This is a genomic window from Streptomyces sp. YIM S03343, from assembly GCF_054729195.1.
In genome coordinates this window covers 487,241-499,166 of sequence record NZ_JBPUKX010000001.1, presented here as the reverse complement: position 1 = coordinate 499,166, position 11,926 = coordinate 487,241, and the positions used below count along the sequence as shown (strand labels likewise).

Genomic DNA, 11,926 nt, shown 5'->3' with positions numbered 1-11,926 from the left:
GCCAGTGCGGTGTTCAGGACGCGCCCTTCGCCGCGCGGAAGCCTGCCTCAAGGTCCGCCTTGAGATCGGCCAGGTTCTCGATGCCGACCGACAGGCGAACCAGACCGGGCGAGGTGCCGGTCGCCGCCAACTGCGCGTCGTCCAGCTGGCTGTGGGTGGTGGACGCCGGATGGATGATGAGACTGCGCACGTCGCCGATGTTGGCGAGATGGCTGAACAGCTCGACGGCATCGACGAACCGCTTGCCCGCCTCGACCCCGTCCCGCAGTTCGAAGGCCAGGACCGCGCCGGCGCCGCGGGGCAGATAGCGCCGCCCTGCCTCGTACCACCGGTTGGACTCCAGGCCCGGGTAATGGACGGCGGCGACCTCGTCGCGCTGTTCCAGCCATTCGGCCAGAGCCTGGGCGTTGGCGGAGTGCCGTTCGAGGCGCAGGCTGAGCGTCTCCACGCCTTGCAGCAGCAGGAAGGCCGAGTGCGGGGAGAGGGCGGGGCCGACGTCGCGGAGCAGTTGCACGCGCAGTTTGACGGCGAAGGCACCCGGGCCGAGCGCGGGCCAGTACTGCAGGCCGTGATAGCTGGGGTCCGGTTCGCTGAAGTCGGGGAAGCGGTCGGCGTGCGCGCCGAAGTCGAAGGTGCCGCCGTCGACGACGACGCCGGCGATGGTGGTGCCGTGGCCGCCGAGGAACTTGGTCGCGGAGTGGACGACGATGTCGGCGCCGTGCTCGATGGGCCGCAGCAGATACGGGGTCGGCACGGTGTTGTCCACGATCAGCGGGACGCCCGCACCATGGGCTGCGTCGGCCACTGCCCGTACGTCGAGCACATTGCCGCGCGGATTGCCGAGCGTTTCAGCGAACAGGGCCTTGGTGTTCGGCCGGATCGCCGCTCGCCAGGCTTCGAGGTCGTCCGGGTCGTCGACGAAGGACACCTCGATGCCGAACTTGGGCAGGGTGTGGCGGAAGAGGTTGTACGTGCCGCCGTACAGGGACGTGCTGGAGACGATGTGGTCGCCGGCGCTCGCCAGAGTCAGGATGGCGAGGGTCTCCGCGGCCTGCCCGGAGGCCAGGGCCACGGCGGCGACGCCGCCTTCGAGTGCGGCGATCCGCTGCTCGAAGACGTCCTGGGTCGGGTTGTGGATACGGGTGTAGATGTTGCCCGGCTCGGCGAGCGAGAACAGGTCGGCGGCGTGCTGGGTGTCGCGGAAGACGAACGAGGTGGTCTGGTAGATCGGCACCGCCCGGGCCCCGGTCGTCGGGTCCGGCGCGGTACCGGCGTGGATCTGCTTGGTCTCGAACGACCAGGCCGAGGTGTCGGGGCCGGCTTGTTCGTCCTCGGGGGTGTGGCCGGCGGTGACGGAGTCGATCGGCTGGCTCATGGTTTTCCTTTGCGCGGGGCGTACAGGGTGCGTGAAGAGAACGCGGGGCCGCTGTCCGGACCGGAAACGAGCAGGGCGGAGGACAGCGCGGCGCGGTGGTGAAGAGGGGGAATCAGCTCCGGAGCGAGGCGTCAGCTCACGGTGGAACAACACGTGGTGGTGACACGCACGTAGTCAACGTGGCGGCGGGTCACAAGCACGGTCATGGGGCCAGATAACCACAGATGGTGGCGGGGCACCAGCACGACCGCCGTCAGCCCGGTCCCGTCTCACCTGTCGGGACGCCCAGTGGATGCACCTGTGGGCGTGTGCTTTGATGCGGCCATGGAGACCACTGGCCAGGCACACACGGTGCTGCTCGGCCCCTTCTGGGTGAGCCGCCGCGCCGACCAGTTCGACCAGATCTGTCGCTGACCGCCGTGTAACGGCCCCGATCTCGTCCCTCCCTTCCCGACCCGTTCTCGGCGCACCTTTCTGCTCGGTCGCCAATCGGCCGTTCCCGCACGGCTGTTGCCACACGCGCCGCCGCGTACGGGTCCGCTGCCGCCGCGAAGGAATCCCATGGCACAGCCCATCGTCCTCCCCGTCATCGACATCTCCCGCTTCCGGGATCCCGGCACCGACCGCGACGCCTACCTGGCCGAACTCCGCGCCGCCGCCCACGATGTGGGGTTCCTCTACGTCACCGGACATGGCGTTCCCGCGTCCGTACGGGCCGAGGCGCTGGACACGGTCCGCACCTTCTTCGCTCTGCCGGAAGAGCTCCGGCTGGAGTTGGAGAACCTCAACTCGCCCCAGTTCCATGGATATACGCGCACCGGAACCGAGTACACGGCCAGCAGCGCCGACTGGCGCGAGCAGATCGACATCGGCCCGGAGCGCCCGGCCCTGGACGTCGGACCGGGCGATCCTGATTACCTCCGGCTCGTCAGAACGAACCAATGGCCCTCCGCGCTACCGGAGTTGCGCGACACCGTGCTGCGCTGGCAGGCGGAGGCGCTGCGAGTGAGCTGGGAGGTGCTGCGGGCACTGGCGGCCGCGCTCGGACAGGACGAGAGCTACTTCGATCAGTGGTTCGACGATGAAGCGGCCGTGCACGTGAAGATCGTGCACTATCCGCCGCGCCCCACCGACGACGCCGACCAGGGAGTGGGCGCACACAAGGACTACGGCTGTCTCACCCAGGTCGCGCGTGTTCCAGTAGTTCACGCTGCTCCCTGCCCGCCTTCGCCGGTCCTGGCCGGGGCGGCCCGGAAGCTGCTGATCGTTCCTCGTCCGGAAGGGTGCGCCCTTGTCATGACAGGGCGGAACGGCGGAACCTTGGTCTGGACACATAACAGCCCTACGTGTACCGGACGTTGGATCCCGAAGGTACTACGGTGGTCCAGGAGGTTCCCGGATGTCGATTTCACCGCAGTGCGGTGTCGAAGGGCGCCCAGTCGTCACCGAACGCGAGGCGGAGGTGCTCGTCGAGGGAATCTGCTTCAAGACCGGTCCGCCCAGCACCGTCGGTGTGGAGGTCGACAGGTGGGCGGGGCGGTCACCCCGGTGACGCATTGGCGGAATTCGGTGAGTCGGGGGCCCGGGCGAGGTATGCCGGAAGGGCTGTCGGGCGGCGTCGGTCATCGACCCGGAGGGACGACCGGTACCACGGGTGCGATGTCATGCCTCGTGTTAGTCTCATGCGTTTGCGTGGTCGTCGCGGTGGGCGATTCTGCCTGTGCGGTTCCGCTTGCGTGTGGGCCGTTCGATCCTGCCGGGCCTTCCTCGGTACGTTCCCCTGCGGAAGGCTGTACATGAAACATTCCGATGACTCCGGCATCGCTCACGGCGGTCCCGCCCAGCCCGCGGCCACGACCCCGGCGGGCTCCTTCACCGGTCTGGGACTGCCGGTGGAGGTGCTGCGGACACTGAGCGGACTCGGGGTGCGCGAACCCTTTCCGATCCAGGCCGCCACGCTGCCCGATGCCCTGCAAGGGCGCGACGTCCTGGGGCGCGGGCGCACCGGATCGGGCAAGACGCTCGCCTTCGGCCTGCCCCTGCTGACACGTACGGCCGGGCGGCACGCCGAACCGAAGCAGCCTCTGGCCCTGATCCTTGTGCCCACCCGGGAGCTGGCCCAACAGGTCACGCAGGCGCTGGCGCCGTACGCCGAGGCGCTGCGGCTGCGGACGGCCACGGTCGTCGGCGGCATGTCGATCGGCCGGCAGATCGCCGCGCTGCGCCAGGGAGCCGAGGTGGTCGTCGCCACGCCCGGACGCCTGCACGACCTGATCGAGCGCAACGCCTGCCACCTGGGAAGGGTACGGATCACCGCGCTCGACGAGGCCGACCAGATGTGCGACCTGGGATTCCTGCCGCAGGTTGTCGACCTCCTCGACCAGGTGCACCCCGACGGCCAGCGGATGCTCTTCTCCGCCACTCTGGATCGCGACGTCGATCAGCTGGTCCGCCGCTACCTCAACGACCCCGTCGTCCACTCGGTCGACCCGTCCGCCGGTACGGTCACGACGATGGAGCACCATGTTCTGGTCGTCCACGGCCCGGACCGCTACGCCGTCACCACGGAGATCGCCGCCCGTGACGGCCGCGTACTGCTGTTCCTCGATACCAAGCACGCCGTCGACCAGCTCACCCGGCATCTGCGGGCCAGCGGGGTGCACGCCGGGGCACTGCACAGCGGCAAGTCACAGCCACAGCGCACACGGACCCTGGCGCAGTTCAAGAACGGCCAGATCACCGCTCTGGTGGCGACCGATGTCGCGGCCCGTGGTCTGCACATCGACGACCTCGATCTCGTGGTCAACCTCGACCCGCCCACCGACCCCAAGGACTATGTGCACCGGGCGGGCCGCACCGCCCGAGCCGGTGAGTCCGGCAGCGTGGTCACACTCGTGCTGGCGGGCCAGCGCCGCGAGACGAGCCGGATGATGGCCGAGGCCGGCATCGAGGCGACCGTCACCAAGGTGCGTTCCGGCGAGGCGGAGCTGAGCCGGATCACCGGCGCCAAGGCTCCCTCCGGGACCCCGCTCGACGGCGGGCCCGCAGCTCCCCGCCCCAAGAACACCAACGTTCCCTTCCGCGGCATCGGCACCGGCAAGGGCACCTCGTACGGCTCCGGCGGCAAGTCCCGCAAGGCCGGCGAGGCCCGCAAGCTCGCCGAGGCACGCAAGGCCGCCCTCGTGCGTCGCAACGGCTGAGAGCCGTTGCCCGGGAAGTGAAGTCCTGGCCGCGGGATCGACAATCCTCGGCCCCGCCCGAAGCCGTCCTGTGCGCCTCACCTGTGAAGCGAACGCCCTTGGCCGGGAGAGGGACACCCGCCGAAACGGAGCAGAATGATGTTGCCGGCGCCCCGCACCGCGTCCGGCATGACAAGCTGTGCTTGCCCACCCCCGAACCCAGGAGGTCACCATGACCGCAGAGCCCGTATCCACGGAAGGTTCGGAGCCGGCCGCCCCCGAGACGTCCCCTCTGGAGCCGGACAGCGACGGCAACTACGACCTCAAGCGCAAGTTCCGCGAAGCCCTGGCGCGCAAGCGTGGTGCGCAGGCGGACGCCGCCGATGCTGCCGCCAACACCGATGCGTCGAAGGTGCGCGCGGCGCACGGCCCGGCTGCGAGCCAGCGGTCGTTCAGGCGCAAGAGCGGCGGCTGAGTCGATCAGTCCCGCGTTCCGGCAAGAGCTTCGCCTACCAGTTCCTCATGGGTGAAGGGGCCGTAGACCTCGGCGGTGTCGCAGAAGGTGACGCCGCTTTCCACGGCGTGATACGGCAAAGCCCCGTCGGGAACCATCCCGACGGGACTTTGCGGGGTTCGTCGTGGCCGCCGGTGACGGCCTACGCGGGCCGGTCACCTGGCCTGCCGAGGCCGAGGCCGACGCCCGCGCCGTTCCCCGGGAGCGGTGCAGGAGCGCCTGCGCGAGCAGCCGACCCGCCGCACGAAGGCATTCCCCGGTGCGACATACTCTCCCGATGAGTTCACGCACTTCCCCGATCAGCCAGCCGATCACGATACGGAGGGCCGTCGCGCGGGATGCCAAACGGCTCACGCGGCTCGTGCGTGGCTCAGGCGCTTACGAGGGTAAGTACGCGGCCGCAGTCGCGGGCTACCGGGTCGGTCCTGATTACATCGAGGCCCACCGCGCCTTTGTGGCCGTCGGCGCCGACGAGCACGGAGGCCGGGTCCTCGGGTTCTACTCGCTCGTCCTCGCTCCACCGGAGCTCGACCTGCTGTTCGTCGCCGACGAAGTGCAAGGACGCGGTATCGGACGACTGCTCGTCGCGCACATGCGGTCCGAGGCCCGTGCCGCCGGGCTCCACCGTCTCAAGGTCGTGTCGCACCTTCCCGCCGAGGGCTTCTACCACCGCGTCGGTGCGGTGCGGATCGGGACCGCGCTCGCGAACCCGCCCGCCGTGCCGTGGGACCGTCCCGAATTCGAGTTCCGCATTCCTTCGGAATGACGCGGTGGCCGGTGAACGGCCCTGGGTCGGATGGAGGCTCCGGAGTGCCCTGCGCGACGAGGAAATGGCATGCGCTGCTTCGTGCCACTCCACTCCGAAACGCTCCCAGGTGTCTCACCGGCGGCCGAGTGCGGTCAAGGCCGCGGACTCGCTCGCGAGGACAGGAGCACTGCCTTGCCCCAGGCCCTGACCCGGCACCGCCGCCCCTTGGACCGGTCTCCCCGGTCGAGGCTGTGGTGCGGTCCCGCTGCCGGCGGCGCCGCCGACGCGCGCCGGTCGGACCGGTGGAGGTCCCGACGTGTTCCTGCTGCGCGTCGGCGGAGCCTTCGCGCCGGGTACCCCCGCGCCCCAGGGGGCCGTGGGAAGCCGCCGGGCAGCGTCAGGGCGCAGTAGGGAGCCTGGATTCTGCTGGGGCGCGGGAGCCGTGGATCACGGGCCCGCTCCCTGGGCCGTCGTCGGCCGGTGTGCTACCTGGTCCGTTCGCAGTGCGCCGAGCTCCTCAGGGCTGGGCGGCCGGTTCAAGGGCCTCGACTGCCGCTGCTGCGGCGGCCGAGTCCTGGCCGTAGAAGATGTCGATGTCGACCTCCTCACCGCCCATGGTGAGTGTGTCCCAGGCGCCGCTGAGCACCAGCATGCGGAGCGTTCGGTCCTCCAGGGTCCCCAGTCGTTCCAGGATCGCCTCGTCGTCCGGCATACCGGGCATGCGCGTCGCCAGCCGGCAGCGGATTCCCCGCAGTCGCTCCAACATCGTCGCGGTGTCCGCCTCGCGATCCGGTTCCTCGGCGATCCCGTCGATGCCGTGGGCGATGATGTCCTTGATGGCCCAGGTGGCGCCCTGCTCGTCGGTGGTCACCATGGCCTTCCAGGCGCGGCTCTTGTGGCGGTACTGGAGCATCGACATGGCGGCCTCGTGGCGCAGGAAGTCCGCGTCCCTGAAGGGCCTGCCCTTCCACGCTCCGTTGAGGGACCGTGCGAGCGAGATCGCGGAGGCCAGGCCGCTGTTGAGTCCCCGCCCCGGCCAGAAGTGGATGGCGTTGGCGGCGTCGCCCAACAAGAAGCCGTACGTACCGGTTGAGTTGGCCGTGGATGGCAGCAACTCGGCTGTGAAACGGGGACGTTGCACCATGTCCAGACGGAAGGAAGTGACCGCGCTCAGTCCGTCCGGCTCGACGCCGAACAGGCGCAGCCCCTCGCCCACCCGCTTCCACAGGGCCGAGCCCTTGATGAGGGCCGGCAGGAACAGGGTGCTGTGCGTGGAGCACCGGAAGTCGCCGTGCTTGTCGCGCCCCATCAGACAGGGGCGTGAGGCGATGCACTCCTCGAAGACGCGGCGGACCGGATCGATACCGACGACCTCCGTAGCCTCCGCGTCCGTCAGGCGCATGTTGAGGAACCCCTCGCCGCGCAAGGAGTTCAGCAGAAACCGGTTCTGTCCCACGGTCAGCAGCACCGTCATGGGGTCGGGCAGAGCCGATTTCACGCGCAGGCCGAGGACCACGTCCTGGAGATGGCGGTCGTTCAGCGAGTAGATGGACGCGTCCGCTTTGCCGAACTTGGCGGCGAAGTGCTCGCGGGTGCGCGACCGCCCGCCGTCGCAGATCGCCAGTACATGTTGGTCGGTCAAGGCGTCCTGCTGCTCGTCGATGCTGAACCGGGCGGGAACGAGCCGGATTCGGCTCGGCCTCTCGTTCGCCACCTCCAGCAGCCGGTCCTCGATGTAGGCGATGCGCATGTTGCGCGGATGGTGACCGCCGATCGAGTCGGGGCCGGAGGGCCACATCTCGGTGTAGTCGTCAGGGGCGAAGAGCCGGGCCTGGACCTCCTCGGGCAGGCTGAGGTACTGGCGACTCTGTACGGTCACCACCTGCTGGCGCCGCACATTGCCCTGACTCGCGTCCTTCCAGACGATTCTGCGGCCCTGTTTGCGCCACCGGCCGTCGTACACGGTGATGTTCACCTGGGCGCCGAGGAAGTGCTCGAGAAGCAGGGCGAGTGACAGGCCGACAGGGCCTCCCCCCGCGATGGTGACCCGCAGCACCGGCCCGTGTTCGATCTCCTCGTCGGCATGGGTCAGGGACCTGGGCAGGGAGAGCGCCATGATCGTCTCCATGGCGTCCGGAACCTCGAAGTGGAACTCCTGGTCGCCGATGGTGATGTCGTCCCCGGGCTTGAGGAGCTGGGAGTCGATCTCCTCACCGTTGATCAGCGTTCCGTTGCTGCTCCCACAGTCGCGCAGCACGTAGCCCTGGGTGTCGTCGAGGACGATCTCCGCGTGGAAGCGCGAAACGCTCAAGCTGGAGATGACGACGGTGTTCTCGGGATTGCGCCCGAAGGTGACCCGCGTGCCGATCACCGGTATGCGCTCTCCGACCAGCAGTCCTTCGCGTCCGACAAGCACCGGCGCCAAGATACTTCCTTTCGAGAATGACGGCATTGCTGCCGCTGCGGTGCCACTGGGACGCACGGTTGCGCGGGCGTGACCGGCAGCGTGGAAGGCAGGGCGAAGTGGTATTCACCCGACGTATGTGAACGGCGACTGGCTCGGTTCTGATGACAACACGACATTGCTCGACCGGTGCAGATGATGCATCATGCCCGATTTCGAAGGCGTCCGGGAGAGGCCCTCCGGCGGCTGTGGAGCCGACCGCGCGTACCTGAGACGCCGATGTGGGGGTCGGCCTGCCGGAGGCCGACCCCCACACCTCATTCCTCGATCATGAGCGGTGGCCCGAGGCGGACCTTCGTCTCGTGGCTCAGGTCCTGCCGGTACCCCGGCTCCGATCCATCGCGACCCGGCCGAGGACCCGTGGGATGGCGTCCCTTGAAGTGGTGTAGCCGTTCTTGGCCGTGTTTCGGCCGGTGGTCCTACTGTGCGTCGGCAAGGGCGCCTGACGGGTATCTTCCCAGGTCAGGCGCCCATTTTCCGGCTCTAGAAGAAGCCCAGCTTCTGGGCGGAGTACGACACCAGGAGATTCTTCGTCTGCTGGTAGTGGTCCAGCATCATCTTGTGGGTCTCGCGGCCGATGCCCGAGCCCTTGTAGCCGCCGAAGGCCGCGTGGGCCGGGTAGGCGTGGTAGCAGTTGGTCCAGATGCGGCCCGCCTTGATCTCGCGGCCGACGTGGTACGCGGTGTTGGCGTCGCGGGTCCACACGCCGGCGCCGAGGCCGTAGAGGGAGTCGTTGGCGATCTTGAGGGCCTCGTCGACGGAGTCGTAGGTCGTGACGGAGACGACCGGGCCGAAGATCTCCTCCTGGAAGATCCGCATGTCGTTGGTGCCGCGGAAGATGGTGGGCTCGACGTAGTAGCCCTCCTCGAGGCCCCTCACCGTGCGGGAGCAGCCGCCGGTGAGGATCTCGGCGCCTTCCTTCTTGCCGATGTCGATGTACGACATGATCTTCTCGTACTGGTCCACGCTGGCCTGCGCGCCGATCATCGTGGCCGGGTCCAGCGGGTCGCCGCTGACGATCGCCTTGGTGCGCTCGACGCAGCGGGCCATGAAGTCGTCGTAGATCGAGGAGTGGATCAGGGCACGGGACGGGCAGGTGCAGACCTCGCCCTGGTTGAGGGCGAACATCACGAAGCCCTCCACCGCCTTGTCGAGGAAGTCGTCGTCGGCCGCCATCACGTCCGGCAGGAACAGGTTGGGGCTCTTGCCGCCCAGTTCCAGGGTGACCGGGATGATGTTCTCGCTGGCGTACTGCATGATCAGTCGGCCGGTGGTCGTCTCACCGGTGAACGCGATCTTTGAGATGCGCGGGCTGGACGCCAGCGGCTTGCCCGCCTCGACGCCGAAGCCGTTGACGATGTTCAGGACGCCCGGGGGGAGCAGGTCCGCGATCAGTTCGATCACCAGCAGCAGGCTCACCGGGGTCTGTTCGGCCGGCTTGATGACCACGCAGTTGCCCGCGGCCAGCGCCGGGGCCAGCTTCCACGCGGCCATCAGGATCGGGAAGTTCCACGGGATGATCTGGCCGACCACGCCCAGCGGCTCGTGGTAGTGGTACGCGACCGTGTCCGCGTCGATCTCCGAGATGCTGCCTTCCTGGGCGCGCACCACCCCGGCGAAGTAGCGGAAGTGGTCCACGGCCAGCGGCAGGTCGGCGGCCAGCGTCTCGCGCACCGGCTTGCCGTTCTCCCAGGTCTCGGCGACGGCGAGCTTCTCCAGGTTCTGCTCGATCCGGTCGGCGATCTTGTTCAGGACGTTCGCCCGCTCCGTCGTCGAGGCTCGGCCCCAGGTTTGGGAGGCGGCGTGTGCGGCGTCCAGGGCGAGCTCGATGTCCGCCGCGGAGGAGCGGGCGACTTCGCAGAACACCTTGCCGTTCACCGGCGAGATGTTGTCGAAGTAGCGGCCCTCCACGGGGGCGACCCAGTCGCCGCCGATGAAGTTGTCGTAGCGGGGGGCGAAGCTGACGATGCTGCCGTCGGTTCCCGGCTGGGCGTAGACCATGGCGGCTCTCCTCGGGGAGGGAGGGGGCAGGGCAGGGGGATGACTGCGGTTCGCGCCGCGACGGCCCACGTCGTCGTGGCGTGGGTCACTGTGGAGGTCCGAGGTTGGCGTCAGGTTGGTGCCGACGGGATGCCGCCCGCCCGGTGCTGCCGGTCCAGGTGGGGCCCGTCAGTGGCACCGCCCAACGTCAGTCAGTGGCACCGCCCAACGTCAGTCAGTGGCACCGCCCAACGTCAGTCAGTGGCCTTGCCCGCCGTCCGTCAGCGCAATGCCGTGGTCAGACGGCCCGCCGCGATCGCCCGGCGCGCGTCGTCCAGGTCCAGCAGGCCCAGCGCGTGCTCGTGCACCTCCGCGTCGTACGGCGCCTGCCGGCCGTAGTGCAGCGCGTGCTCCGGGCGGACGCTGGCCAGCACCGCCTCCCGTACGGCGACCTCCAGATGGGTGCGCCACTCGTCGATGCCCGGCGCCGAGGAGCGCGGCAGCAGCGGGCCGCGGTACAGGCGCAGCGCGGTCTCCGTGTCGCCCTGCTCCAGGGCGGCGAGGACTTCGGTGGCGTCGCAGGAGACGGGGGCGGTGAGGGCGTAGCGGCGGGTGGCTATGCCGCCGCCGAGGGCCCGGCGCAGATGGGAGATCTCCGCCTTGAAGGTGGACACGGTCACGGGGCGCTCGCCGTACAGGGCCTCGCGCAGCCGCTCCGGGGACCAGCCGTCCGGGTCGAGCGCGAGCAGGGTGAGGATCTCCAGCTGGCGCGGGCGCAGGGCCAGCGGGGCGCCGTCGCGTACGGCCTCCTCGGCGCCCAGACAGTTCAGCCGTACCGGCGGGCCCTCGGCACCGGGGCGGCGGGAGGGCAGGGCGCTGCGCAGGCTCGCCTCCATGGCGGAGGCCAGGCCGCGCACCGTGGACATGGCCAGTGGATGCGAGCGGTCCCAGGTGGTGGAGAGGTCCAGGACGCCCAGGACCTGGCCGTCGGGACCGTGGATCGGTGCGCAGTAGCAGACCCAGCCGTGCAGGGCCGTCACCAGGTGCTCGGCGGAGAACACGGTGCTGGGGCGGCCGGTGCGCAGGGCCAGGGAGAGGGCGTTGGTGCCCATGGCCTGTTCGTCCCATCGTCCCCCCGGCGCGAAGTTGACCCGCTCGGCCCGCCGGCGCATCGTCCGGCCGCCGTACGTCCACAGGATCGTCCCCGACTCGTCGGTGACCGCCGTGACGAACCCGGCGTCCTCGGCGACGCTGCGCAACTCGTCGGCGAGGTCGTCCACCGGGCGGCGCAGCGGGGAGCCAGACCAGCGTCCATGCACCGCGCCGCCGTCGCTCACCGGGGCGCTGTCCCGGGCCGGGTCCACGCTGCTCAGGGAACGCGCCCAGGACTCGGTGACCTCGTGGCGCAGCGGATCGCCGACGCTCGGGGCCGTGCCCGGGTCCTTGAGCCGCGGTACCAGCCGGGACCATTCGCCCTCCAGCGTGGCCCTGCGCCGTCGGAGGTCCTGCTGCTGTGCCATGTGCCTCCCCTGTCTGCGGGCGGGGACAACGTTCCATTGTCCGCAATCGGCCCGGAATTGCACCCTGCCCGTTCGGACAGGGTTCCCCGTCCGTCCGGACAGGTGCCGCCTTTGCCGACGCGCCCCTAGCTTTGGTCCGCGGTTTC

The 11,926-nt window shown here is 69.5% G+C and carries 8 protein-coding genes and 1 pseudogene; 4 read left to right on the top strand and 5 right to left on the bottom strand.

The annotated features are described in order from the left end of the window. Positions 1–13 precede the first annotated feature (13 nt). Entirely contained in the window at positions 14–1,375 is a 1,362-nt protein-coding gene (locus tag ACSYGN_RS02255) for a bifunctional o-acetylhomoserine/o-acetylserine sulfhydrylase (protein ID WP_460391243.1), read from the bottom strand. Between the two features lie 561 nt (positions 1,376–1,936). Here ACSYGN_RS02255 and ACSYGN_RS02250 point away from each other — a divergent pair. From ACSYGN_RS02250 to ACSYGN_RS02240, 3 genes are all read left to right on the top strand, one after another. Continuing rightward, positions 1,937–3,175 (top strand): isopenicillin N synthase family dioxygenase, encoded by a 1,239-nt coding sequence (locus tag ACSYGN_RS02250; protein WP_460391241.1) that lies wholly within the window; start codon positions 1,937–1,939, stop codon positions 3,173–3,175. Then, complete coding sequence (locus tag ACSYGN_RS02245) at positions 3,172–4,575, top strand: DEAD/DEAH box helicase (protein ID WP_460391239.1); 1,404 nt, start codon at positions 3,172–3,174, stop codon at positions 4,573–4,575. Before ACSYGN_RS02250 ends, ACSYGN_RS02245 begins: the two co-directional genes overlap by 4 nt. A gap of 211 nt (positions 4,576–4,786) precedes the next feature. Then, positions 4,787–5,029, top strand: a complete 243-nt coding sequence (locus ACSYGN_RS02240; RefSeq protein WP_460391237.1) for a DUF5302 domain-containing protein — start codon at positions 4,787–4,789, stop codon at positions 5,027–5,029. 8 nt (positions 5,030–5,037) lie between these two features. Here ACSYGN_RS02240 and ACSYGN_RS02235 read toward each other — a convergent pair. After that, positions 5,038–5,166, bottom strand: a pseudogene (locus ACSYGN_RS02235) (aldo/keto reductase); the annotation flags it as partial. Between the two features lie 179 nt (positions 5,167–5,345). Between ACSYGN_RS02235 and ACSYGN_RS02230 the strand changes: the two are divergent. Then, complete coding sequence (locus ACSYGN_RS02230) at positions 5,346–5,834, top strand: GNAT family N-acetyltransferase (protein WP_460391235.1); 489 nt, start codon at positions 5,346–5,348, stop codon at positions 5,832–5,834. A gap of 499 nt (positions 5,835–6,333) precedes the next feature. On the opposite strand, the gene ACSYGN_RS02225 is transcribed toward ACSYGN_RS02230, so the two are convergent. From ACSYGN_RS02225 to ACSYGN_RS02215, 3 genes are all read right to left on the bottom strand, one after another. Then, positions 6,334–8,232, bottom strand: coding sequence for an FHA domain-containing protein (locus tag ACSYGN_RS02225; RefSeq protein WP_460391233.1), 1,899 nt, complete (start codon positions 8,230–8,232; stop codon positions 6,334–6,336). Positions 8,233–8,763: 531 nt separating this feature from the next. After that, entirely contained in the window at positions 8,764–10,281 is a 1,518-nt protein-coding gene (gene adh / locus ACSYGN_RS02220) for an aldehyde dehydrogenase (RefSeq protein ID WP_460391231.1), read from the bottom strand. A gap of 260 nt (positions 10,282–10,541) precedes the next feature. Then, complete coding sequence (locus ACSYGN_RS02215) at positions 10,542–11,780, bottom strand: GAF domain-containing protein (RefSeq protein WP_460391229.1); 1,239 nt, start codon at positions 11,778–11,780, stop codon at positions 10,542–10,544. Between the last annotated feature and the right edge of the window lie 146 nt (positions 11,781–11,926).

Coding starts and splice junctions, on each gene's coding strand:
- ACSYGN_RS02255 (WP_460391243.1), bottom strand. CDS start 1,375: ATGAGCCAGCCGATCGACTCCGTCACCGCCGGCCACACCCCCGAGGAC.
- ACSYGN_RS02250 (WP_460391241.1), top strand. CDS start 1,937: ATGGCACAGCCCATCGTCCTCCCCGTCATCGACATCTCCCGCTTCCGG.
- ACSYGN_RS02245 (WP_460391239.1), top strand. CDS start 3,172: ATGAAACATTCCGATGACTCCGGCATCGCTCACGGCGGTCCCGCCCAG.
- ACSYGN_RS02240 (WP_460391237.1), top strand. CDS start 4,787: ATGACCGCAGAGCCCGTATCCACGGAAGGTTCGGAGCCGGCCGCCCCC.
- ACSYGN_RS02230 (WP_460391235.1), top strand. CDS start 5,346: ATGAGTTCACGCACTTCCCCGATCAGCCAGCCGATCACGATACGGAGG.
- adh (WP_460391231.1), bottom strand. CDS start 10,281: ATGGTCTACGCCCAGCCGGGAACCGACGGCAGCATCGTCAGCTTCGCC.
- ACSYGN_RS02215 (WP_460391229.1), bottom strand. CDS start 11,780: ATGGCACAGCAGCAGGACCTCCGACGGCGCAGGGCCACGCTGGAGGGC.